The 25449-nt window shown below is 27.1% G+C and carries 30 protein-coding genes and 1 riboswitch; of the genes, 2 read left to right on the top strand and 28 right to left on the bottom strand.

Annotated elements, in window-relative coordinates:
• Nucleotides 1–326 precede the first annotated feature (326 nt).
• The 27 genes from deoD to QOZ93_RS11075 all read right to left on the bottom strand — a co-directional run bounded on the left by deoD (nucleotide 327) and on the right by QOZ93_RS11075 (nucleotide 23600).
• On the bottom strand, nucleotides 327–1028 hold the full coding sequence (deoD, locus tag QOZ93_RS10945; protein ID WP_111940777.1) for a purine-nucleoside phosphorylase: 702 nt from the start codon (nucleotides 1026–1028) through the stop codon (nucleotides 327–329).
• A gap of 136 nt (nucleotides 1029–1164) precedes the next feature.
• The gene (locus QOZ93_RS10950; protein ID WP_307356444.1) at nucleotides 1165–3030 is read right to left on the bottom strand and encodes a sensor histidine kinase; all 1866 of its coding nucleotides are present in this window, start codon (nucleotides 3028–3030) and stop codon (nucleotides 1165–1167) included.
• Between the two features lie 24 nt (nucleotides 3031–3054).
• Complete coding sequence (locus tag QOZ93_RS10955; protein WP_307356446.1) at nucleotides 3055–4362, bottom strand: amidohydrolase; 1308 nt, start codon at nucleotides 4360–4362, stop codon at nucleotides 3055–3057.
• Between the two features lie 296 nt (nucleotides 4363–4658).
• Nucleotides 4659–5837 carry a 30S ribosomal protein S1 gene (gene rpsA, locus QOZ93_RS10960; RefSeq protein ID WP_307356448.1) on the bottom strand — a complete coding sequence of 393 codons (1179 nt, stop codon included), beginning with the start codon at nucleotides 5835–5837 and terminating at the stop codon, nucleotides 4659–4661.
• 608 nt (nucleotides 5838–6445) lie between these two features.
• Nucleotides 6446–7078, bottom strand: a complete 633-nt coding sequence (thiE, locus tag QOZ93_RS10965) for a thiamine phosphate synthase (RefSeq protein ID WP_307356450.1) — start codon at nucleotides 7076–7078, stop codon at nucleotides 6446–6448.
• Nucleotides 7079–7093: 15 nt separating this feature from the next.
• A complete protein-coding gene (gene thiM, locus QOZ93_RS10970) occupies nucleotides 7094–7927 on the bottom strand; it encodes a hydroxyethylthiazole kinase (protein ID WP_307356452.1) in 834 nt (277 codons plus the stop codon).
• A 36-nt stretch (nucleotides 7928–7963) separates the two neighbouring features.
• Complete coding sequence (thiD, locus tag QOZ93_RS10975) at nucleotides 7964–8767, bottom strand: bifunctional hydroxymethylpyrimidine kinase/phosphomethylpyrimidine kinase (protein WP_307356454.1); 804 nt, start codon at nucleotides 8765–8767, stop codon at nucleotides 7964–7966.
• Nucleotides 8768–8892: 125 nt separating this feature from the next.
• Nucleotides 8893–9007: riboswitch (TPP riboswitch) on the bottom strand.
• Between the two features lie 282 nt (nucleotides 9008–9289).
• Nucleotides 9290–9757, bottom strand: coding sequence for a hypothetical protein (locus QOZ93_RS10980; RefSeq protein WP_307356456.1), 468 nt, complete (start codon nucleotides 9755–9757; stop codon nucleotides 9290–9292).
• A gap of 88 nt (nucleotides 9758–9845) precedes the next feature.
• Entirely contained in the window at nucleotides 9846–10280 is a 435-nt protein-coding gene (gene aroQ, locus QOZ93_RS10985) for a type II 3-dehydroquinate dehydratase (RefSeq protein ID WP_307356458.1), read from the bottom strand.
• 1 nt (nucleotide 10281) lies between these two features.
• Nucleotides 10282–10782 (bottom strand): shikimate kinase, encoded by a 501-nt coding sequence (locus tag QOZ93_RS10990; protein ID WP_162630327.1) that lies wholly within the window; start codon nucleotides 10780–10782, stop codon nucleotides 10282–10284.
• Nucleotides 10783–10803: 21 nt separating this feature from the next.
• Complete coding sequence (aroE, locus tag QOZ93_RS10995; protein WP_307356460.1) at nucleotides 10804–11613, bottom strand: shikimate dehydrogenase; 810 nt, start codon at nucleotides 11611–11613, stop codon at nucleotides 10804–10806.
• Nucleotides 11614–11709: 96 nt separating this feature from the next.
• Complete coding sequence (locus QOZ93_RS11000; RefSeq protein WP_307356462.1) at nucleotides 11710–12969, bottom strand: hypothetical protein; 1260 nt, start codon at nucleotides 12967–12969, stop codon at nucleotides 11710–11712.
• Nucleotides 12970–13045: 76 nt separating this feature from the next.
• Complete coding sequence (locus QOZ93_RS11005) at nucleotides 13046–13330, bottom strand: chorismate mutase (RefSeq protein WP_162630326.1); 285 nt, start codon at nucleotides 13328–13330, stop codon at nucleotides 13046–13048.
• A complete protein-coding gene (gene aroC / locus QOZ93_RS11010; protein ID WP_307356463.1) occupies nucleotides 13315–14421 on the bottom strand; it encodes a chorismate synthase in 1107 nt (368 codons plus the stop codon). The genes QOZ93_RS11005 and aroC overlap by 16 nt, the downstream gene beginning before the upstream one ends.
• The gene (gene aroA, locus QOZ93_RS11015) at nucleotides 14399–15676 is read right to left on the bottom strand and encodes a 3-phosphoshikimate 1-carboxyvinyltransferase (RefSeq protein ID WP_111940756.1); all 1278 of its coding nucleotides are present in this window, start codon (nucleotides 15674–15676) and stop codon (nucleotides 14399–14401) included. The genes aroC and aroA overlap by 23 nt, the downstream gene beginning before the upstream one ends.
• A 50-nt stretch (nucleotides 15677–15726) precedes the next feature.
• On the bottom strand, nucleotides 15727–16797 hold the full coding sequence (gene aroB / locus QOZ93_RS11020; protein WP_307356465.1) for a 3-dehydroquinate synthase: 1071 nt from the start codon (nucleotides 16795–16797) through the stop codon (nucleotides 15727–15729).
• Between the two features lie 328 nt (nucleotides 16798–17125).
• A complete protein-coding gene (locus QOZ93_RS11025) occupies nucleotides 17126–17854 on the bottom strand; it encodes a gamma-glutamyl-gamma-aminobutyrate hydrolase family protein (protein WP_111940752.1) in 729 nt (242 codons plus the stop codon).
• A 343-nt stretch (nucleotides 17855–18197) separates the two neighbouring features.
• Complete coding sequence (locus QOZ93_RS11030) at nucleotides 18198–18803, bottom strand: hypothetical protein (RefSeq protein WP_307356466.1); 606 nt, start codon at nucleotides 18801–18803, stop codon at nucleotides 18198–18200.
• 17 nt (nucleotides 18804–18820) lie between these two features.
• Nucleotides 18821–19195 (bottom strand): hypothetical protein, encoded by a 375-nt coding sequence (locus QOZ93_RS11035; RefSeq protein WP_307356467.1) that lies wholly within the window; start codon nucleotides 19193–19195, stop codon nucleotides 18821–18823.
• Nucleotides 19196–19437: 242 nt separating this feature from the next.
• Nucleotides 19438–20070: a hypothetical protein gene (locus QOZ93_RS11040; RefSeq protein WP_307356469.1), complete on the bottom strand. Its 633-nt coding sequence runs from the start codon at nucleotides 20068–20070 to the stop codon at nucleotides 19438–19440.
• Nucleotides 20071–20161: 91 nt separating this feature from the next.
• Nucleotides 20162–20830 carry an ankyrin repeat domain-containing protein gene (locus tag QOZ93_RS11045; RefSeq protein WP_307356471.1) on the bottom strand — a complete coding sequence of 223 codons (669 nt, stop codon included), beginning with the start codon at nucleotides 20828–20830 and terminating at the stop codon, nucleotides 20162–20164.
• A gap of 77 nt (nucleotides 20831–20907) precedes the next feature.
• On the bottom strand, nucleotides 20908–21033 hold the full coding sequence (locus QOZ93_RS11050) for a hypothetical protein (protein ID WP_307356473.1): 126 nt from the start codon (nucleotides 21031–21033) through the stop codon (nucleotides 20908–20910).
• Between the two features lie 20 nt (nucleotides 21034–21053).
• Nucleotides 21054–21611 (bottom strand): hypothetical protein, encoded by a 558-nt coding sequence (locus QOZ93_RS11055; RefSeq protein WP_307356475.1) that lies wholly within the window; start codon nucleotides 21609–21611, stop codon nucleotides 21054–21056.
• A gap of 46 nt (nucleotides 21612–21657) precedes the next feature.
• Nucleotides 21658–21846 carry a hypothetical protein gene (locus QOZ93_RS11060; RefSeq protein WP_307356477.1) on the bottom strand — a complete coding sequence of 63 codons (189 nt, stop codon included), beginning with the start codon at nucleotides 21844–21846 and terminating at the stop codon, nucleotides 21658–21660.
• Nucleotides 21847–21933: 87 nt separating this feature from the next.
• Nucleotides 21934–22440, bottom strand: coding sequence for a hypothetical protein (locus QOZ93_RS11065; protein ID WP_307356479.1), 507 nt, complete (start codon nucleotides 22438–22440; stop codon nucleotides 21934–21936).
• Nucleotides 22441–22491: 51 nt separating this feature from the next.
• Nucleotides 22492–23169, bottom strand: a complete 678-nt coding sequence (locus QOZ93_RS11070; RefSeq protein WP_307356480.1) for an SMI1/KNR4 family protein — start codon at nucleotides 23167–23169, stop codon at nucleotides 22492–22494.
• 41 nt (nucleotides 23170–23210) lie between these two features.
• Nucleotides 23211–23600 (bottom strand): hypothetical protein, encoded by a 390-nt coding sequence (locus QOZ93_RS11075; RefSeq protein ID WP_307356482.1) that lies wholly within the window; start codon nucleotides 23598–23600, stop codon nucleotides 23211–23213.
• A 146-nt stretch (nucleotides 23601–23746) separates the two neighbouring features.
• Between QOZ93_RS11075 and QOZ93_RS14080 the strand changes: the two genes are divergently transcribed.
• The gene (locus tag QOZ93_RS14080; protein WP_425544920.1) at nucleotides 23747–23881 is read left to right on the top strand and encodes a hypothetical protein; all 135 of its coding nucleotides are present in this window, start codon (nucleotides 23747–23749) and stop codon (nucleotides 23879–23881) included.
• Between the two features lie 104 nt (nucleotides 23882–23985).
• Entirely contained in the window at nucleotides 23986–24114 is a 129-nt protein-coding gene (locus tag QOZ93_RS11080) for a hypothetical protein (protein WP_307356484.1), read from the top strand.
• Nucleotides 24115–24235: 121 nt separating this feature from the next.
• Here the strand turns inward: QOZ93_RS11080 and tyrS are convergent, their stop codons facing one another.
• Nucleotides 24236–25438, bottom strand: coding sequence for a tyrosine--tRNA ligase (gene tyrS, locus QOZ93_RS11085; protein ID WP_307356486.1), 1203 nt, complete (start codon nucleotides 25436–25438; stop codon nucleotides 24236–24238).
• Nucleotides 25439–25449 lie beyond the last annotated feature (11 nt).

The raw sequence follows: 25449 nt of genomic DNA on the forward strand, positions 1-25449 counted from the left end.
TTTAAATTTATATATATAATTATTCCAAGCTAACGCTTAAATTCGTAATTTTGCGATTGAGATAGTTAATCTTTCATAATTAATTAACAGAACCTTTTTTTATTATTAAATAAAAAAAAAATCCTCATTTTAACATTGATAAATGAAGATTTCTGTATAGGTCGTACTTTATATTCATTGCAGTAATCTCACCTAAAAAACATTTCAAATATATATTTTTACCTATATTTGTATTATATGTTTCTAAGCTAAATTAGTAAACAAATTTTATAAAGATTTAACTTAAAAAAGCTAAACTCTAAATAGAGCTTAGCTTCTTAGTAAAATTATTCTGCTAATCCTAAAGCAATTTCAATCATTTGAGTAAATGTTGTTTGACGTTCTTCAGAAGTTGCTTTATCTCCAGTTATTAAATTATCACTAACTGTTAATAATGCTAATGTGTTTACTCCATATTTAGCTCCTAATGTATATAGAGCAGCACTTTCCATTTCGACACCTAAAACCCCAAACTTAGCCCAGATTTTCCAAGCATCTGGCTCATCATAATAGAAAGTATCAGAAGTTAATATATTTCCTACATGAGTTTTTACACCTAACTCTTGTGCCTTATCATAAGCTTTCTTTAAAAGTTCAAAAGAAGCTGTTGGCGCAAAATTCATTCCACTAAATCTTATATTGTTTATATTAGAATCAGTTGATGCACTCATTCCTATAATAACTTCTCTTATATTAACATCTTTTTGAATAGTTCCACATGTACCTATTCTTATAAGATTTTTTACTCCATAACTATTTATTAACTCATCTGCATATATAGAAATTGATGGAACACCCATACCTGTACCTTGAACAGATACTCTTTTTCCTTTATAAGTTCCTGTAAAACCGTACATTCCTCTAATTTCATTGTAGCAAACCACATCTTCTAAAAAAGTTTCTGCTATAAATTTAGCTCTTAAAGGATCTCCTGGTAATAGTACAGTGCTTGCTATTTCGTTTGGTTTAGCTCCAATATGTATGCTCATATTTTTCCCTCCAAAGTTTATTTTTCATTAATATTATAACATAAATTGAATTTTGTTAAAAACTTTTACCATAATTCTTTAAAAATTTCTTAATTCATAGTTATTGTACCATTAGTATATATTCTTACATATTATCTTATCCATATATATCTGAAAATTCAATTTCAATTTTTTGAATTTTAGGTTCTCTAACTAATTTATTTTCTTCTATCTCTTGCCCTTTAATAAAATGTACTGGTAATGTTATTATAAACTCACTACCTTCTCCTACTTTACTTTTTACCCTAATTTCTCCATTATGCATTTCTACTAAGGCTTTTACTAATGAAAGACCTATTCCTGATCCTTCGTGATCTCTATTTAATAACTGATCAACCTGCCTAAATCTCTCAAAAATAATTTTTTGTTTATCTTGTGGAATTCCCTTACCACTATCTTTAACTACAATATCGATTTCTTCACCTTTATCATATATTCCTACTATAATAACATCCTTAGGTTCCGTAAACTTTAAGGCGTTAGAAATTAAATTTAAAATTATTCTTTCAATTTTCTCTACATCAATAGCCATATACTTTTCTTCTATATCTGTATCAAAAATAATTTTTTTATCTTTACTTTTTACATATTCTACAGTGGCCATAGTTATCTCCTCTACTACCTCAACTATGTTAGTATTAACTAGCTTAGGTGTTAATACTCCACAATCTAATTCCGTTAAATCAATTAAATTATTAACACATCTTATTAGTCTATAAGAATTCTGTTCCATAATTTTAAGATACTTCCTCATTTTATCTTGTTCTAAATCATTAAAACTAACATCTTCATTTTTGTTAGCATATAAGCTTAACAATTGAACAGTGGAAAAAATGATATTTATAGGTGTCTTTAATTCATGTGATATATTAGCAAAAAACTCCATTTTAATTCTATCATACTCTATAGTTTCATCTATTAACCTTTTATTTTCATTAATTAACTTATTTAATCTATCTCCAAGTACCCCTAATTCATCTTTACTATTAATATTACATTGCACTTCAAGATTTCCCGTTGTTGCAATTTCTATACAATCCTTTATTTCTTTAATTGGTTCAGTAACAGAATTTACCACTATATATATGAAATATATAATAATCGCTAAAACTATAATTCCTATAACTATAATAAAATTTTTAAAGACTTCTAAATCATGAAAAACTTCCTTATAATTTGCTGTCATTGCTATAGACCATGGTGCTTCTAATACATGTTTGTATGCCACCATTTTTAATTCACCATTATAATTATATCTGCCTACTCCATCTATTCCTTTAATCATATCTTTACATATAGAATTTAAATCTTCATCATTCATATCAATTATATTAGTAGTTAACAGTTTATTTTTATCTGGATATGCCATTAATCTACCTACTGAATCTATCATAAATGCATATCCTTTTTCTCCAATTTTTTCACAGTTAATAATATACGTTAAATAAGAAAGACTTACCTCCGCACATAATACTCCTTTAATATTTTTCTTATCACTTATAGGTGTAGAAATAACTATTACAGCTTTATTATCCCTTTTGGAAATAATGGGTTCTGAAATACTAGTATATCCTTCTATACTATCCTTAAAATATTGTCTATCACTAACATTTCCTCTTCTATGCTTACTATCATAATAATTTCCTTTTTCATCGATAATAGTCATTAACTCAAAATCATCAAAAATTTTTTTCTGTTTACTTATTTCATTAAAAAGATCTTTTCCATTTAATCTTTTTGCTTCATCATCTGTAGCAAGTATTTGTAGAATCTCTTTCCAATTCTTTAATTTGTTATCAACGTTATCAACCATTTTCTCAACTTTGTCTTTAGACATCTTCTCTATATCACTAGTTATTATCTGCTTGGCCTGAGAATAAAAAATAAATATTAATACACATATGCCTAAAGCTGCTGACAAAAGAACTGGGAACATAAATCTACCTTTTAAAGTTTTTTTCATTGCAGCTTCCCCTTTTCATATCCATTATCCCCTAATATTCGTAGATTCAACAGGGTTATTTAGTTTTTTTAAAATACTCATATAAACATTAAATCCATTAATAAGATTTTTTTCATTAATATCGAAATGTTCATTATGATGTTCATCTGCCCTATTTGTACCTATAATCATATATATTGCTTGTCCTCCATTTTCCTCCACTTTTCTCATCATAGAAGTAGCATCTTCTGATGCTCCAAAATTACTAACTTTTATTAAACTCAAATTTAAGTTACTTAAACAGTCGTAAATCTCATACCCAAATTTTCTATTACCAATTTTATATGCACTAGTCATCCCCTGCTTTTTTATTTTATAATCTAGCCCATACATATTAGCTGATCCCTTTACAATATCTTTCACTCTATTAACTAATGCTATATTTATCTCTTCTTCATCTGATCGGGTTTCTATTTCCAAAATTGCTATACTTGGAACTACATTTCTGGCCGTACCAGCCATTAATGTTCCCACATTAATTCTACTAATGCCTCCACTAAATTGAGTCAAACTATATAATCCTAAAATACAATTACTAGCCCCTAACAAGGCATTCCTACCATTTTCAGGGCATGCACCTGCATGTGATGCTTTACCATAAAACTCTATATCTAATTTAGTAGTTCCTAAAAATCCCTCTGTACAACAAACAATTTCATTGTCCTTTCCAGAAAATCCTATATGCGATGAAATAAAATAGTCTGCTTTTTTAAAAATTTCTTCACCTATTTCACTATCTATTATACTACTTGCTCCTCTTACACCTTCTTCTGCCGGTTGAAAAATAAAATATATTTTACCTGTAAGTTCATTTTTAAGTTTACTTATTTCTTTTGCAACCATAAGACCTATTGCAATATGTGCATCATGTCCACAAGCATGCATCATACCATAATTATATGAGGCAAAATCCTCTTTGTTTGGTATGTGCTTTTCTTCATCAGTTTCTACCACATTATTGGCATCTATATCAAAACGTAAAATTGTATTATTACCTTGCCTCTTTGTATCTAAAACTCCTATTACCCCAGTATATCCTTCAAAAATTTCCTTATATTTTTTATGATTTAATTGTGGATTTCTTTTTATAACACACTTTTTATGTTTCTCTTTCTGTGCTTCTGTAGGTAACCCCATTCTAAAACTATGTACTTTTTTACCATATATTGTTTTTATGTTCCACTCATTTAAATATTCAATAATTTTTATAGTTGTTTCAAATTCTAACCATCCTACTTCTGCACATTTATGAAATTCTCTTCTAAATTTTAAAATTTCATCTATATTATCCACAATTAACACCCTCTATTTTTCTTAAATTATGTATTAATTTATTTATCACTTAACATTATAATTTAAACTTTCTGTAATTTCATCATATTTAAGGATAATTTCATTAAATTTTAAATTTATTTAATTTTATTTTTGTTCTTACTTTTTATTTTCGTAGATTTATTACATTTTATGTATTGTATGGCATAAGAATACAATAAAAGAGTATCTTTATTTTTAGGAAAATTAAGATACTCTTTCTTACTACATTTAAATGTTAAAATTCATTCTTATTGTATAAAATTCAATAATATAAATTATTTTAAATTTAAATTTTTTAGTTTATCTTTAAATAAATCTCCTAAAGAATTTGTATTTTCTTCATCATCCACATAACTTGAAAAATCTTCAACTACTTTTTCTTTAGCTTCCTTTATACTTAAAGACAACCTATGATTTTCTTTATCTATGGACAATATCTTAACTTTAACTCTTTCTCCAATTGTAAGCATATTAGATGGTTTAACTATATTTTCATCAGAAATTTCAGTTACATGTACAAGTCCTTCTATTCCTTCTTCTATCTCTACAAATGCTCCAAAATCTAAAAGTCTTGTAATAACACCCTCTACTACACTTCCTTCTATAAGTCTTCCCTCAATATTGTCCCAAGGATTTTCTCCTAATTGTTTTAAACTCAAAGCAATTCTTTTCTTATCTTTATCTACATCTAATACATATACGTTAACCGGTTGACGTATAGAAACAACTTCTGAAGCATTCTTAACTTTTCTCCATGCTAATTCAGATAAATGTATTAAACCTTCTATTCCACCTAAATCAACAAAAGCACCAAAATTCATTATTTTAGTTACAACACCTTTTACTTTTTGCCCTTTTTTAATAGAATTCCAAAGTATTTCTTTCTTTTTGTTTAATTCTTCTAGTTCTATAACCTTCCTAGATACAACAATGTTCTGATTTTTTTTACTAATTTCATCTATTCTACATTCTAATTCTTTTTCTAAGTATACATTTAAATCATCTGTATATTCAGCTGACACTAGGGATGCCGGCATAAAAGCTTTTAGTCCGTTAACACAACCTCTTAATCCTCCCTTTACTACCTCTTTAACTTTAAATATTACATTTTCTTTTCTGTTATAAAGTTCAGTCAAAGAATTCCAAAGCTTAATTTCATCGGCTCTTTTTTTAGATAAAAGAACATTTCCTTCTCCATCATCTCTCTTTAATATATAAACAAAAATTTCTTCTGTCTCTTTAACTACATCACTTGGTACAACATCTTCAAATGATAACTCTTCAACCGGAATTATTCCATCTGCCATATATCCTATGTTTACTATAACTTCATTTTCTAAAACAGAAACTACTTTTCCTTTTACAATATCACCTGTCTTAATCTTTTTCATAGACTTATCTATATCTAACATAGCCTCTTCCATCGTTAAGTTCTCATTATTATTTAAATCCATGCTTTTACAACTCCTTTGTTTATTCTAGTGAAGTCTAAAATAAATTTCTATACTTATTATACCAATTCTATAATTTATTTAAAGTATAAAACTCATATAATCCAATAACAATTTCAAATTTTTTAAACTTTTAATAAAAAATTTAATCTCAATGGTTCAGTAATTTTGTAATATTTTTTGTGAAATATGTATTTTATAATATATAACTACATAATAATATTTTAGATTTAAAAATAAGAATCTATATAATCTTAAAATAACCTTTATATTTAAATTATTGCCTTTTATATACTATAACTTTATTTAAAAATTTTATTATTATAAACTTTTTAAAACATTTAAATCTTTTTATACTTTATCATAGTGTATTATCAAGTTCTAAAAAAAGATTTTATATATTACTTATCTTATAAATTTTATTTGTAAAACTAATGATTATTCTATGATTCTCGGCTAAATATTTAATTATCTTTAGTTCTTCTTACATAATTTATAAATTCAAAGTATATGTAACTTTTTAAGTGAAATAAATTATCTTTTATATATAAAAAAATCCAAAAGTAATTTTATATAAGTTACTTTTGGACTTTTAAAAAGTATTATTATATTTATTTTTTAACTATATCATATAATCTTTTACTTGAATTTCTTATATCTGTCTCTTTTAAAATACACGAAACCACAGCAACTCCATCTGCACCGGTCTGGATTACGCTTTTTGCATTACTATGATCTATACCACCTATTCCAACTATAGGTATATTAACTTTTACTTTTATATCTTTCAATATTTTTAATCCCATATCTTGGATAGCATCTCTTTTAGTAGTAGTATTAAAAATTGCTCCTACACCTAGATAATCTGCACCTTCTTCTTCTGCTATAAGTGCCTGTTCCAATGTTTGAGCTGAAACTCCGATAACCTTATGTTGCCCCAAAATTTTCCTTGCAAGATCAACTGGCATATCTTCTTGTCCAATATGAACTCCATCTGCGTCTATTGCTTGTGCTATGTCTAATCGATCATTTATAATTAAAGGTATATTATATTTACGTGTAATTTCTTTTATATTTTTAGCAGTATTATAAAACTCTAAACTTGAACAATTTTTTTCCCTTAATTGAACCAAGGTAACTCCACCTAAAATAGCTTCTTCTACAGCATCTTCTAAGTTTCTATTTCCCAAAATTTCTCTATCCGTTACTAAATATAAAGTATAATCTATATTAGATTTTTTCATATACTCACCTTCTTCTTAATATATCTTTGCTTTATTTAAAAGTTCACTCTCTGTTAAATTATATATATTATCGAAAATTCTTATTCTAAAAGTTCCTATTCCGTCTCCATCTACTAAACTTTCAAAACTTTTTTCTCCAGCTATACCCATTGATACTAACCCACCTATTGCACCTATAAAACCATCTTTGAAAATAGAAGTATACGAAGCTATTAAAGAAGTACTCATACATCCTGTCCCTGTAACATTAGATAACATAGAATGTCCATTTTCTATAGAAACAATTCTTTTTCCATCAGAAATACAATCTATGGCTCCTGTTATTGCTACAACTGATTTTAATTTTAAAGCCAAATTTTTAGCTATTTTCTCTTTACCGTCTAAACTCTCCGTTGAATCAACACCTTTTATCCCTGATTTTATTCCCGATAATATTTTAATTTCTGACATATTGCCTCTAACCACAGTAAACTTAACATTTTCTAAAAGTTTCTTTGCAACTTCTAATCTATATTTTGTAGCCCCTACTCCTACTGGATCTAGGATTACTGGTATATTAAGTTCATTTGCTTTTTTTCCCGCTTTAATCATAGAATCAACAGTTCTTGTATTTAATGTACCTATATTTATAACTAAAGCTCCCGCTATTGATGTCATTTCTTCAACTTCATTTATATCATCTGCCATTACAGGAGATGCCCCTATGGCTAAAGTAATATTTGCACAATCATTCACTGTAACATAATTAGTTATATGATGAATTAGTGGTTTTTTTTCTCTTAAAGCAGTAAGTGTATCACAACAAGATTGTAGTATACTTCCATTTACTTCCCTATTCTCCTCTATCATTTAAATTTCCCCTCCTTACACCGAAAATTTATTTTATTAATCTATTAATCCTGAACTTTTATATAACTTATAAAAATGATTTGTAGGACCGACTCCATGTCCTATTGCAAAGGAATGTTCAATAGCCATTGTTATATACTCCTTAGCTTTTTGTACTGCTTCTTTTACATCATAACCATTTGCCAAATTTGAAGCTATAGCTGAAGATAATGTACATCCTGTTCCATGTGTATTTTTAGTATCTATTCTTGTACCCTTTAATAAATAAATTTCTTTTCCATCATATAAAACATCAGTAGCATCATTTTCTAAATGACCACCTTTAACTAAAACAGTTTTAGGTCCTTTACTATGTATTTCTTTAGCTGCTTCAATCATTTCATCCAATGTTGTTATTTTTCTCTCTAAGATAACTTCTGCTTCTGGTAAATTAGGTGTAACAATTGTAGCTATAGGAAGTAATTTTTTAATTAATGTGTCTTTTGATTCCGGTTTTAATAAGTCATATCCACTTTTAGAAATCATTACAGGATCTACAACAATGTTTTTTGCTCTATACTTTAAAAGACCTTCTGCAATTGCTTCTATAGTTTCTATCTTAGATACCATACCAATTTTTACTGCACTCACTTCTATATCTTCATATATGCAGCTTATTTGTTTTTCAATGATATCTCTTTCTATGTCTTGAACTGCTAGAACTCCCATAGTGTTTTGCGCAGTAACAGCTGTAATGACAGACATACCATAAACTCCATGCGCTGAAAAAGTTTTTAAATCCGCTTGAATACCTGCTCCCCCACAGCTATCTGATCCTGCAATAGTTAAAACATTTTTCATATCATTTCCTCCTAATTGTAAATATATTGTTACTCTAACTTTTTATTTTTTAATTTAAAATCAAAAATGCAAATCCAGTTTCGGATTTGCATTATCATAAACAAATATAATTTGTAACAAAAACAAATTAATTTATAAATATGTTTCCTACGCTGGCATTATCCAGATCAGGTCAAAGAGTCAAAGATTTTAAGGATCTTTATCTCAGCTAGCCATATTCTAGCACCCCTGTTTTATTTAACTTTGCTTCCATATTATCACAACCCATTTAGAGATTCAACTAATTATCTTAATAAAAGTTATCATTAATTACTATGATTTATATAATAACTTAATGTTTTAATAAAAATTTATCTATACTTTCTAAAATCTCTTCAGTTTTTTCTATAAATGAATAATGACCACATTTTTTAATATTTAACTCAATAATATAAAAATGCAAATCCACCTTATATGAATTTGCATTTTTATAACTATATATATTTCTAATTAAAAGTTATCTATATCTTTTATTTTTATATACTATCCAATTTTTCTTTCTAACTCTTTTTCTTTATTTTCTATATATAAGCATAAGTCTTTAAAATCTTGAATCCAATGAATTTTAGATAGTTCTCTTAGATCTATAATTAATCCTGTTTTTTTATGTTTAATAAATTCCATATTGTACAGTTCTGTTTCTATAAATCCTTCTCGAAGGGTATAAACACACGGAATAAACTTATCCCAATTATTTTCAAAATATTTAGTCTTAGCAAAACATAATCTATATATATGAAAAATCATACCTAGTACTGAACTTTTTACTGCAAATTTATGACTAAAATATTCTTGTGTAGGATATTTTTCTTGTACTTTTTCCCAATATATTCTCTCATTAGGGTGCAATCCATACTTATCTAAAATCTTACACTTTTCTTCTCCAAGTTCCTCTCTCATAACTTGTTCTCTAACTGAAGGTTCTAAGTTTATTAATTGATCTTTATGCATAAAATCCCCTCCTAAAGCTTTTATAATTTTATTTTAAACTTTAACAGTGGTATAATCTAATATTTATTATTTATAATTTATATTAAATCTATTTATTTTTTCTATAATATAGTGCTTCCATTGCTAACTTATATCCTAAAAAACCTAATCCTGAAATTTGTCCAACACAAGCAGGAGCTGTTACTGATTTATGTCTAAATTCTTCACGTTTATATATATTACTTAAATGAACTTCTATAGTATCAATATTTACAGACTTTAATGCATCAAATATAGCTATACTATAATGAGTATATGCACCTGGATTTATAATGATTCCATCAATATTTTCATAAGCTTCTTGTATAAAATTTATAATCTCTCCCTCTATATTACTTTGACGTATATCAATATCAATTCCAAGATTTTTAGCTTCGTTTTCTATAAAATTGCATAATTCTTCATAAGTTTCCTTGCCATAAACCCCCTTTTCTCTAATACCTAAAAAATTTAAATTTGGTCCATTAATAACTAAGATTCTCATTCTAAATTATTTCCTTTCTTTTAAGTAATTTAATAATATCTCCTAAAACTAAATCTATATGTTTATCATTTAATATCTCTACATCACAATACTTTTTATACAATGGTAACCTTTCTTCATATAGCCTATATAATTTTTCTTTTCCTTTTTTTAAAAGTGGACGACTTTCACAATCTATATCCTTTAAAATTTCTTCTATAGGCCTATTTATAAAAATGATTATAGAATTTTTTTTAAGTTGTAGTATATTCTCATATCTTTTTACAACTCCTCCACCTGTTGAAATTATAGTAGAATTAAATATACTTACTTCTTTCACCACATCAGTTTCTATATCTCTAAAATACTCTTCTCCATTATTAAAGATTTCTTTTATAGTTTTTTCTTGTTTATTTTCTATATATTCATCTAAATCAATAAATCTTAAATTTAATCTTCTAGATAAAAAAGAACCCAAGGTGCTTTTTCCACACCCTGGCATACCAATTAAAACAATATTCATATTCACACTTTACTCCATTACTTATTTTTGTATCATATATTCATAGATCTTATCTACAACCTCATAAGGAATTTCAATATCATTCCAAATTTCTTGTGCTCTAACAGCTTGAGCTACCAACATATACATACCATTTACACTTTTTAAACCTTGTTCCTTAGCTTCCTTTAAAAATAATGTTTCTAATGGATTATAAATTATATCTACAACAGCTTTGAATTTTTTTAAATATTTCTTATCCATTGGTGTAAACTCATTTTTAGGATACATACCAACTGGAGTACAATTTACTACAAGTTTACTCTCTTTTATTGTATCTAACTCCTTATAACTTATAATCTCATATTTAGGATATTTTTTTCTTGCTTCCTCAATATTTCTACTTACAAAAATAATATTTTTAATCCCATTATCCACAAGATATTGCACCACAGCCCTAGATGCTCCCCCTGTACCTAAAATTACTGCTTCTTCACCCTGAATATCTATGTCAAAATGTTTTAAAGTCATACCAAAACCATAATAATCCGTATTATACCCTATGGCTTTTCCTTTTTTTATATCAACTACATTTATAGCGCCAATATTTTTTGCTTCTATACTTATCTCATCTAAATATTTCATTATATCCACTTTATATGGAATCGTAACAGTAACCCCATTATAACCTAATGCTTTTAATCCAGGTACAACATCTATTAAAAGATCTTTCCTAACTTGAAAAACCCCAAACTGCCCTTTAATATTAATTGCTTCCAAAATTTTTTTGTGAATTTCTGGAGAATATGTATGTCCTAATTTTTCTCCAATTATACCATACAACTTTTCCATAAATATCATCTCCCTATATATATCGTGTATATTTTAAAATAATATGTTTTATTTTTTATGTATACTGTTGTAAGCTATTTTGTATATAAATATATATTAACTTAAAGCACAAATAATAGCCTCATTAATTTTTTCACGTCCAACCTTTTTTATTAATCTCTTATATTTTTTATTAACTTTTTTATTTAATTTTATTATATATTTACTTCTATATGGAAAATACTCTTCCATACATTTAAAATATTTTTTACTATAGAATTTTTTATTTTTACATACACAGAAAAAAAGCAAATTTAACATCTTTTTCTCTACAAAATCCTCTATCCATTCCATACCACTTAAGTCAAATTCATTTAATAAGCTCGATATAAAATTATTAAAATTAAACAAATTATTAGTTACACTATCTAGATTCCATCTTTCACCTACCCTTGATATAAGGGTATTATGATTATTTTTTATATCTACTTTAACATCTTGCAAATCATCACAAAGTTGCAGTAAAAATCCATATCCGTATAAAAAGAAGATTTGTTTTTCTGTTAGAAGTCCTTTAATCAGATATCCCGAAGCTAATACAGAAAATCCGCCCTTTTCAACTGAAATATCTAAAAGTTCTTTTTCATTTAATTTAATATTTTTCTTATGTTGGATTAAACTTCTTTCTTGTGCCTCCTGTATATCTACAAGACTTTCAAAAACCTGTAAATATTTATCCCTTTCAAATTGTCCTTCTATCATTTCTATAAGCTTAAAGATTTTATCATTGTTTTTATTTGTTTCAATGTGTAATTCACCTTTTAAACGCTTTTTTAAATCACAATTGAATTTATTCTTTTCGGTTCCAGAAATATTTAAATCATCTAAATAATTATCTGTATAAGGATATAACATACTATATGCAAATATAGATGGGGTAAACTCTATTTCTTCTTCTAACAAAAGTTGAATTAGACACATACTCCATACATTTCGCATAGCCTGTAATATATCTTCTATGCTTATTTCTTTATCAAATGTTCTTGCCTCCATAAAAAATGTTTCCGTAATATAAAAAAATTTATTTACAAACTCATCCATACTAGGTGGAAAGTCTTCTGAATAAGAAATAAAAAAACTTCTCTTTAAGACTTCTTTAATCTTTGTCTTCCATACCCCTTGCTCATTTATATCACTTGAAAATTCCTTTATTAACTTAAATATTTGATCTATACATTTATTTAATCTTTCTTCATTCTCTATTTTTTTATATAAACTAATCTTTTCCTTAAATTCAGGAAATTCATTACTTTCATCAATCCATATTCTAATAAAATCTTTCTTCAGTTTATCTTTATCTAAGCTGGTTATAACCATGATTCTACCCCTTATAGCTAACTTTTTAATATTTTAGTGTACAAGCAATACTAAATAGTGTATTATTTAGTATGCATTACTTATCTAGTACATTATCTTTTTGAAGTTGTCTACAAGTTTTCATTATTTCTGTGTATAACTTTTCTAAATATTTATCATATTGTGGATTATTTAATAAATTTTTAGACTTTTCAATAACTTCTAACTCCCTTTTTGAATCTAACACAGGAATTAAATTTTCTTTTTTATACATTCCTATTTCCATAACACACTGGAAGCGTTGTTCTAACAACCCCACTAATTCTTTATCAATATTATTTATTTTTTCCCTAAGTTCTTGTAAATTTAATTTTTTATCCACAATTCACCCTCTCTTTCTAAAATAAAATCTAAAATAGTAATAGCAACAGCACTTTCTACAACTGGAATTGCTCTAGGAACTATACATGGATCATGTCTTCCTTCAATTACAAGTTGAGATTGTTCCATCTTAGATATATCGACAGTATTTTGCACTTTTGATATAGATGGAGTCGGCTTTATACACACTTTAAAATTTAAAGGCATTCCATTAGTTATTCCACCTAAAACTCCACCATTATTATTTGTTTTAGTTAAAATTTTTCCTTCATTAATGTAATAACAATCATTAGCATTAGAACCTTTTAATTTACTAATATTAAATCCCTTTCCAAATTCTATTCCTTTCACAGCGGGAATAGAAAACAGAATATGAGAAAGTCTACTTTCTATAGAATCAAAAAAAGGTTCACCAAAACCACCTTCAATATTTATAGCTGTACATTCAACTACACCACCTACTGAATCACCATCATGCTTAGCCTTTAAAATCTCATTTTTCATTTTTTCTCCAACCTCATTACACAAAACAGGAAAATCACTATTTCTTAAGTTTTTTAATTGTTCTTTAGTAACATCAGTTAATGAAAATTCCTCTTCTTCTATAGTATAAATACTTTTAATATGACTTCCTATAAAAATTTTCTTATGTTTTTCTAATATTTGCATAGCTATTGCTCCTGCAAATACCAAAGGAGCAGTTATTCTTCCTGAAAAGTGTCCTCCCCCTCTATAATCATTAAATCCTGAGTACTTTAGAAATCCTGTATAATCACCATGACTAGGTCGCATATGTGTTTTAAATTTACTATAGTCCTTAGAACGTTTATCTTTGTTTAATATGGTTGCACATAATGGAGTTCCTGTTGTTTTGCCATCAAAATACCCACTTAAAATATTATATAAATCACTTTCACATCTTCCTGTAGCTAACTTACTTTTTCCTGGTGCTCTTCTTTGCATTTCTTTATTTATATAGTCTAAATCTAATTTAATTCCTGCTGGAAGTCCATCTATTACAACACCAATTCCTTCACCATGGGATTCTCCAAAAATACTAAGTTTTAATTTATTTCCCCAAACTGAGCTCATAAATTTCTCCTCCTAAAGATTTATAATCATTCCAAAAATCAGGATAGGATTTATTTACAGCTTCAAATCCTTCTAATATTACTTCTTCTTCACACCTAGTGGCTGCAATAGCTAATGCCATAGCAATTCTATGATCATTCCAACTACTAACTTTTGCCCCTCCTTTTAGAGTGTTCTTCCCCTTAATAACTAACCCATCCGGAAGCTCATTCACTTCTCCACCTAATTTATTTAATTCGGTAGCTATTGCTTTTAATCTATCTGATTCCTTTATTCTAAGTCTTTCTGCTTTAATTATTTTAGTTATTTTGTTCTCTTGCAAACAAGCTAATACCGTTAAAATAGGTACTAAATCAGGTATTTGAGAAGCATCTATAACTATTTCATTCTCTTTTAAATCTTGAAATTTACTTATAATATTTAAAATTTCTTTATCTCCCTGAAGAGAATTTTCTTCTAAACCCTCACATAAAACCTTATTTCCTAATTCTTTAGCTACTAAGAAAAAAGCTCCCTGCGAATAATCTCCCTCTACTTTATAATTTAATGCTTTATATTCTGAATTTCCTTTAACTAAAAATTCCTCATAATTATTATTTTCTATATGTATATTAAACTTCTTTAAAATATCTAAAGTTAAATCAATATATCCCTTAGATTCCAGGTTATTTATTATTTTGATCTGAGAATTATCACTTAACAATGGCAATGTAAAAAATAACCCTGATATAAATTGGGAACTTATATTTCCTTCTACTTTAAATTGACCACTTTTTAATTTTCCTTTAACTTTTAAAGGAAGCTTACCATTGTTATTTTCATAAACAATTCCCTGTTCATCAAAAATTTTATAATATACTTCTAAAGGTCTTTCTACTAATTTTCCGTATCCAGTAAATTCACATTCTTCTTTTAATGCCACCCCTAATGGAATTAAGAATCTTAAAGTAGAACCTGATTCCCTACAATTTATACTTATTTTTTTATCTTTTTTTAAATCAATATCATATTGACTTTTAGTTACCTTTAATTTATATATATTATTCTCTTCCTTTATAAGTTCCGTATTAGCACCTAGAGCTTTTACTCCATCTATAGTAGCTTTTATATCTTCTGATAAAATAAGATTACTTATAATACTTTCCCCTTTATTACAAAGTGCTGCACAAATTATTGCCCTATGACTTAAACTTTTAGAAGGAGGAATAATAATATGTCCTCTTAATTTAGAAGGTTTTATTTTAATACTATTCATTATACTTCTTCCTTTGCCTTTCTATATTTTAAATTAACATTTTATATTTTCTACTCTATACTAAAAAATATATTTATATCATTTGAACTTATTTTTTCTATATAAGCCTCTCCTATTCTTTTTAGTAAAATTAAGTTTATAAAACTTCCTATGTTTTTTTTATCTAAGGTAATTGTGTCCTTAATTTTATCCATACTTACATCTGGTATATTATAATCTATATTAAAGTTTTCTAATATATTTTTAACTTTTTGTGAGGTTCCTTTTTCCGTAAAACCTAACAATTCACTTTTATTTGTAATATAGTACATTCCAAGTGCAACTGCTTCCCCATGAGAATATCCTTCATAATTAAAAAATTTTTCTATTCCATGACCAAAAGTATGCCCAAAATTAAGAATCATTCTAAGTCCCAAATCTTTTTCATCCTTTTCTACAATCTCTCTTTTTATATTACAACAAGTGTATATTATATTAGACATATTCGAATTAAGTTCATCTTCACTTTTTATATTATTTAACATTTCAAATAACTCTTTATCTTTAATACACGCATATTTTATAACCTCTCCAAGCCCATCCTTTAAAAATCTATTAGAAAGAGTTTCTAAAACTTTAGGATCTATTATTACCTTTTTAGGATGATAAAAACTTCCTACTAAATTTTTTCCTTGTGGTAAATTAACAGCAACTTTTCCTCCAATACTACTATCTATCTGTGCTAAAAGAGAAGTTGGAATTTGAATATATGAAATCCCTCTTAAATATGTAGATGCTGCAAATCCAGCTAAATCCCCAACAACTCCTCCACCAAAGGCTATTACTAAATCTCCCCTAGTTAATTTAAATTCTATAAATTCATTATATACTTCATTTAAGATTTCAAAGGATTTGCTACATTCACCTGGTTTAACCACAATAAAATAAACATCAAATCCTTCTAACTCTAAACTTTTTTTAATTCTCTTTCCATAAAGTTTATAAACATTTTCATCTGTAACTACACAAATTTTGTTTCCATTATATATATCCTTAACCTCTTTGCCTACTTTCTCCAAAATTCCATTTTCTATAATTATGTCATAACTTTTATCTTTTAAACTAACAGTTAGGTTTTTCATTACCTATCACTTCTTTCACATTATATAAATTTATTTGCATACTCAATTATATCAAAAATTTAGACAAAAAAATAAAAAGCATATGTCAATATAATTATAACCTCATTACTTTTATTAAAAGGATATCTTTATACGAATAAACTTTTAACATATTGGTCTAAAATTTTAATAACCTAAAGTTCTATGAATCATTTTGGTTAAATACTTCTAAACAAAGATATGAAAAACTTAGAATTATTTATACCCAAACTTTAAGATACTACTATTTCTTAGACAAAAAAACAAAACACTTAAATTTAATTTTTTAAATGTTTTGCCTTATATTTTTTTATTTTAAAGCCTCTTTTATTAATTCTTTAAATATTACTCTCATATTTTCATGTTTTACAGACATCATTTCAGGATGCCATTGTACTCCTACAACAAAATCTTCTCCAAGCTTTTCTATACCTTCTATAACTCCGTCTTTAGCTTTTGCACTTACTACAAACCCCTGTGGTATTTCTTTTAAAGCTTGATGATGAAAACTATTAACTAAAAATGTATCACCAAATAATTTATTTAACTTACTATCTTTTTTAGTCTCTACTGTATGAGTTGCAGTTGTTGGACCAGAACTTCCTTGATCATGTTTTATAGTACAACTTTCTATATAAGATAAGTCTTGATAATTAGTGCCACCTAAAGCTGCATTTAAAAGTTGAAGTCCTCTACAAATTCCTAAAACAGGTTTTTTTAACTCTAAGGCAGTTTTTAAAAGTTTTATATCAAAATAATCTCTCTTTTCTAATATCTCACCTTGTTTTAAAAGTGGTTCCTCACCATACACTAGTGGACTTACGTCATGGCCTCCACTTAAAATTATTGCATCTACATTCTTCACCTGTTCTTTTATTATATCTTCATCTTGAACTATAGGTAAAATAACGGGAATTGCTCCCTCTCTTGCTACTGCTTGAACATAGTCATCTGTAGCATAAGCTCTTTCATACCCTGGCATATCACCATCAGTTTCTACAGTTATACTTCCTGAAATTCCTATGACTGCTTTCTTCATTTAAATTATCCCCTTTAATTTATACTCATTCTACTTAAGTTTAGTATAAATTAATTGCCTATACATGTAAACGTGCTTTTATTTAGATTTATTAAATTTAAAATTTAAAATACTGTCACCCATATAAATACTATATTTATTAACAATTGATAAATCAAATTTTAGTTATTTTGCTACTAATTTACCAGGAATAAAAAAGTCTTGATATGACATCATAAAGTGAGACAAGGACACCAAAAATGGTGTCCTTTTAAACAGTTACAAAATGAACATTAAGTTTTATCTATTTAAATTTTTTCTATAAATTAAATGTTTATCCTTACTTTTTTAGTAAGATTGTCCACTATTGTTCTTGTGAAGCACTATCCATTAAAAGATACAGTTTATCTTCATCAACAGTTCTTCTTATAAAAGAAAGAGGATATCTATAGTACATTGTGCTCTCATGGCACACAAATATTAAGAAATCATCATCTTTCCTAATAAATTCAGTTGTATGCTTAAGCTTTTCAGCACAAAACAGTGCTGTGTCTTCCAAAAAAGTAAATGTATCACCAGGCAACTCTATTCTATCTAATATTCCATTTTGCATCGGTATACCAAAGTCATCATAATATCCCCTTGGTATAGGAGCGCTATCGTCATACATATAATAAAGTATTGATCCCCAAAAGTCTCTTGTGTGATTATTTGTTAAGAAAAATATATTCTCAACTTCATTTAAATATTCAAATTCTTGCACATCATATTTGTGAACTTCTAACCCTTTTTTAAGTTGAACATTAAAATCATCTTTAGTCTGATATCGGACTTTTATACCATATTCTTCTCCATAAAATATTTCTAATGCTATTGAATATATATCTTTTTCATAATTAGTGAATTTATTTTTTAATAAATTTAGCATCTCTAAATATACTTTTTCTTTAAAACCCTCAAACTTTTCCAAAACACTACTCCTTTATTTTAAAGTTCTCCAGCAGGAATCCTTATATTTTTATATTCCTTAATTAATTTATTTAGCCATTCATCCTTATAATTTACTATTAAACTATCATAAATTAGTCCAAAGTCATCAGAAACATAATCTGAAAGTTCACTCCCAGTATTTTGCTTAATTATCATAAATACTTTTTCTCTTATTTTAACTTGTACTTCTTTATTTAGATTCCCATAGTTTTGATCATTTTTTAATGAATTAATTTTTTTACTAACTCGACACCATTCGGTGTCAAATTGCTCACTATCCCTACTATCAAGTAACTCATCTATATAGTCTTCATCAAATGTACTATAGTCAATTCTGTTAATACAATTTATAAGTTCATCTATCAAATCCATATCTATATCCTCTATAAAATTTCTATTTACTAGTTAATCGTAAAATTATAGCCATAGCACGAACTAAAAAAGAAAATTGTTCAACCCTAAATTCCCATTTTTAGCAGTAGTATGTATGGGTGTACTTGTTTCTAAAGTACTCTTTTTTAATTGGGAAGGTGTTACACCAATTATTCGCTCTTTAATTAAATCCATATCATTTATTTAGCATGCACACAACAAAGAGTTATCATTTTCCATAATTAAACACCGTTCTTATTATATAAACTGTTTTCATTTTTCTTAAATAATATATCAATATTTTTGTCTATTTCCTCTCCCGTCATTAAAGATACATATATTCCATTTTCATCGAGAGTAAAAAATCCCTTACACTCATCAGGCATGTCATTATATTGTTTTTCTAATTGCTCCAGTGCTTCTTTAAAGCAATCATATTTGTATTTTTCAACTAAATATGGTAATCCAAATTTAGAACGAAGCATTTCATATTCTTGATAATTATATGGCGTATGGCTTGGTATTTTAACTAAAATATCTACAAACTTTTTCATAAGTGGAATAACTTCTTTTTCTGATACATAGGTAGCGTACCCTCGGATGGCAGTTAAACGCATTTCAAGATAACGCTCTTTTTTAAAAGCGATTAAAAAAAATTCTTTTAAATCATATTTTTGACATTGCAAAACAAAGGTTTGTAATATTTGATTGCGGCTGAAAATATCCTTTACGGTCTTATAATAATCAATAAAGAAATTTGTGTCTTCTATCGTGAAACTTTCAAATCTCATATTTATCATGGCATCTCTATAAACAGTACTGCTTAAATAACCTCTTTTTCCCATCTGAATTTTTACAACTTCAATATTGGTCATAAAAATCCCTCCTGTATTCAACATTATAAGTTCGTATTATATAAATTTTTTTCATAAAATTATTCGCGAAAATTGTGAAACTTAATTATATTTATATATACATATTAACTTTTAATCTCAATATTAAACCTGAATATTTAATATTAATTAAATTAAATATTTTTTCATCAATAAGTTTTAAATCTGATATATTTCCATCTGTTAATAATTCTATTATTTCTATTACTGTTATTTCTTTGCAGTTTTCATTATTTAAAACGGTTACTATAGGTAACCACTCATCATCATAATTAAATTCTAATATAAATGCATGTAATATCTCTGGTAAATCTAAATTTTCTATTTTTGAACATATTTCATCTATATCTTCATTATATAAAAGTTCTTCTAATATATTTTCTTCATCTGCACTTAATGTTAATCTTATAGCTCCTTTTGTATCTAATAATATATCTGCTATTTTTTTATTTTTTCGAGCGTAAAACCATGGAGAATTTTCTATATTTTCGCTTTGAATATTAACTCCATGTTTAATTAGTAATTCTACTACATCTATCCTTTTGAATTTTATAGCTTTTTTTAATGCAGTGTCTCCTAATTTATCTTTTAACTCTAAATTAGCTCCAGCCCTTATTATAGAATTTATAATATCTATTGTTTTTCTTTGAACTATTGCATATATAAGTGGAGTTCTTCCTCTGCTATCTTTTTTATCTATATCTACTGAATTTAAAATTATATTTTCTATATTTTTACCCATAAAATTTAATCTCCTATTTTTAGAACTTCACTAACCTTAAAAACATAAATTAGCCTAATTAGTTATTTTATCAAATGTTAGTGATTTGTATGTTCTATCGTGAAACTTTCAAACCTCATATTTATCATAGCATGTCTATAAATAGTACTGCTTAAATAACCTCTTTTTCCTCTCTGACTTTTTACAACTTCAATATTTGTCATAAAAGCCCCTCCTGTATAAACTATAAATAATCAATACCAATATCTGTAAGTTTGAATTTATTAAGAAACTCTTGAGTATTATCAGCCACGATACCATATGGATTATCCGAATATGTATCAAAACTCCCATATCCAAAATCTACCCATTCAAATTCTCCTGTATCATTATTGAAAAGAAGTGCTATTTGACCCATATTAATAATAATTTCACCGACATATGCTCTATGCCCAAAATCATTTCCACCTGTCCATTCTCCTCTAAATGCCTCTTCAATAAAGTTCCAAATATAGTTGTCATTTGTCTGCTTTAACAGACAAAGTGTAAACTCAGCATAACTATTATTGACACTTGCATCATCCAACCAGTTATCATTGTTTGCATATCGATTTACAAATTCAGTAGGATTAAATTTTATTATCCCTGAAATGATACCTGACTTATTTTTGCTACCTAATATTCGTGAATAAAAGTTTTTTAGATTATTATGTAATTTAAAGCCAATCTTTTCTTCAACTGAGTTCCAATCAAGCTCTATTGTTCCACCAGCTGTTTTTTGAAATTCCTTTATTTTTGACATTGTTATACTCCTCTCCAAATTGATAGTTGGTAGTAGCCAAAGTAATTTATAAATATATTACTCCCTCTTCTTTTATTCTATCCAAAACTTCATCTTGTAGATATTCCTGAAATTCCTTTTCTAAATAGGATTTATTAAAATGGATACTCTCAATATTACTTTGCAAAGATTGTCCATTAAAATCAAATGTTCCGCCCAACTCAATACTTCTATCTATAATTTCTTTTTTTATCATAGTCGTATACTTCTCAAATATAAATTTCATTCACATTTCTTTATTTAATCTCAAAAACTATCTATTTCGAATGTATTATCATATTTGTTATAAAATAGGATAATACTTCAGGTGCATCGGCTTTTTATCAATATCTGACATCATATTATAAGAAAGAAGTACTGTATTTTCTTTTTTTACATCTGATCCATAATTACTTCCTATTAGAATACTATAGATATAATTAAAAGAAGGATTGCAAAAATTTTTTTCAGGAGAAACTACTCCACACATAGATTCTTCCTCTGTTTTCCCAAATATTTTCCAACTCCATCCATAACTAATATTCAATGAATGACCATATAAGGCACCTAACGCAATACATACTTCATCAAGGCTTTTATATTCTTCTGGGAAAGTCCCTGTTTCCAAAATTCTATCTATCCAGCACCTTATTTCACTTGCAATGATTTTCCCATAATTTAGGTTGCTAATGCAAAAAACTTTACTTGCAGTTGCTATAGTTTCTTTTAATATGTTTTTCGTATTATCATCTAGATCTGATATATAATCATAATAATTTTCTATGCTTTCATTAAAATCTGATGTACTCATAATATTCCTCCTAGTATTTTCTTTAATCGTTTTTATATACATCCATTAGTTTTAGTATTGTAGATATTCTTCTGGTAAACCTAATAATTTCCTCAATGCAATCGCATTATCACACATCATATTAATTCCTGTTTTAGAATCAGTTATGAAAGGTGCTGTTGCAAAAAATTCTAAGCCACTACAAGCAATTCCAACATAATTTATGATATAACTTTCAAAACTAAGCCCCAATATCCACCCATGTTCTTCTGCATCATCATGACTTAGGTAAACAACCGTTGGCTCATCTTTATCGCTTAATAAATCAAAAGCTATTACATCCCCATTACCAATACACATAATTCCTAATTTATTGTGCCAAACCTTATCATAAGCATCTTCTGGGTCCTTGAAACATGAATTAATCCAGTTTTCTATATTATCCTGTGCATCAATAATACCAGATAAACTTATGTTTAATTCAAACAATCCAGCGTAAGCTAAGTTCTTATTTTTTTCGATTTCTTTAAATAAAGTTTCATCAAGGTCTATAAAAAAATTTATATCTTTAGATACAGTAAAGAAAAACTCCTTTAGACTCCTCGGAAGTTGTTTCCCTAATTTACGCTCTGTTTCTTCAATTTCCTCTTTTGTTGCTGGAACATCTACATTAAACAAAACTTTACTATTTGATGAATTAAGTGTTTCTTTAAGTAGTTCCAATGATTTTATTAATTTACTATAATTCATTTTGACCTCCTTATTATATAAACCATTCTCATTCTATCTGTTTAAGTTTCGTCCATAAAAACATTTACTTTGTAAATTTGTTTGTCTTTCAAAAACAAATATGCATGAGAATTTTTTATAAATTTCAAAAAATCATCTTCAACATCTTCGCTCCATATAGTTTGTGAAAATAACTTGTTTTGTGCATTTGTTTTATATTGAATATCTAAATGTAATTGAGTATATTCTTCCTCTTCATTAGGAAACTGTCTTACTAATGAAAAATGAGTCATTGATTGCCCCGAAAATGTTTCTACTTCAAATAAGAGCATATCATCCTCTTCATTAACCCCATCAATTGTAATTTTACACATTTCTTTAAATGCATTTACTAATTCAGAAAGATTCATCTCTTTGTCTGTTGTACCTTTTAGTGATTCCAAAATTTTCATAATAACCTCCAAAATATAAGTTATGTTTAATTCGCTATACTTCATACCCTAAATTCAAACTTATTGTTCTATAACTATATCATATAGGCTCACTCATATTTAAATTATTAATAACACAAAGACCTACTTGCAATTTAAACATTAAAATTGATTACATCGGTATTATTTTTGATACGGCAAGAGCAGAAGATATTATTGTACGTATCCTAGATTTGCCATCAAACATTTTTATCATATATCCATCTAAGGTTGCATTTAAGAAACATCAAACCCGTTGGTAGATTGGCGAGATTTATATATATGGTAGAAGATAATCCACTAGTACTTGGTTGTTACTTTGTTATGAGTGGTCGAGGTTGTGATGATATTTTTGGAATACCGGAAAGTGAAAGGAAAACTTTTGGAACTCTATTTAGAAGATGTGAGCGTTGGTTTAAAACACTTTTTAGGAGCTGTGAAAGGCTTCTCTTTCTTAGAAACCAATAATGAAGAAATGAGAGGCTTAATAATATAAATGTCTGTAACCATTCAAAACAAAGGATTTACAGACATTTATAAATCTTTATAAAGATACTGAAAAATCTATTTAAAATTTAGATATAAATTAATATGAAAGTTTATTTATATTTATTTAATTATTTGCAAATTATTTTTACAAAATTTTTCTTTCCTATTTTAACTATCATCTCATTGTGTGGTTTTACTTCTGATAAATCGGTTACTTTTTCATCATTAATTTTTACCCCACCTTGTGTAGCTAATCTTCTTACTTCACTTTTACTTTTAACTATTTTATTTTCAGCTAATATGGATATAAGATCGAAATTAGCCCCATCTACTTCTATAGTATTTATATCATCTGGAATTTCATTTTTACTAAATACTTTTACAAATCTTTCTTGAGCCTCTATAGATTTTTCTTCTCCATGATATAATCTTACTATTTCTTTTGCTAATTCCATTTTAATATTTCTTGGATTTTCTCCATTTTTTAATCTTTCTTCTATTTTAGCTACATCATCTGGATGAACATCTGTTACAAGATCATAATATTTAATAATTAATTCATCTGGAATTGACATAGCCTTTTCATACATAACTTCTGCTGCTTCATCAATTCCAATGTAATTTCCTAAACTCTTACTCATTTTATTTACACCATCAGTACCTTCTAACAGGGGCATAAAAATAGTAGCCTGACTTTCTTGTCCGTATTCTTTTTGGAGCATTCTACCCATAAGAACATTGAATCTTTGATCTGTTCCACCAAGTTCTATATCTGCTTTAAGTTCCACAGAATCATAGCCTTGCATTAATGGGTAGAAAAATTCATGAATGCCTATTGCTTGTTGATTTTCATATCTCTTTTTAAAATCTTCTCTTTCAAGCATTCTAGCTACAGTCATAGTTGATGCTAACTTAACTACTTGCTCTAATTTTAATTCTGATAACCATTCACTATTAAATCTTACAGTAGTTTTATCCTTATCTAAAACTTTAAAAATCTGTTTTTCATAAGTTCTAGCATTTTCTAAAACTTGTTCTTTTGTTAATGGTTTTCTAGTTTTAGATTTTCCTGTTGGATCTCCTATCATTCCTGTAAAATCCCCAATTAAAATAATTGCTTTGTGTCCTAGATCTTCAAGTTGTTTAATTTTCCTTAAAACAACGGTATGTCCTAAATGAATATCAGGAGCACTTGGATCTAAACCTAATTTAACAGTTAAGGACTTATTTTCTTTATTAGCTTTCTCAAGTTTTTCTTTAAGATCTTCAAGTCCTATTATTTCATCTGCTCCTTTTTGAATAATCTTAATTTGTTCTTCAACATTTTTCATTTTTATATTCC

It is taken from the genome of Hathewaya limosa (assembly GCF_030815255.1).
GTDB lineage: Bacteria > Bacillota > Clostridia > Clostridiales > Clostridiaceae > Hathewaya > Hathewaya limosa.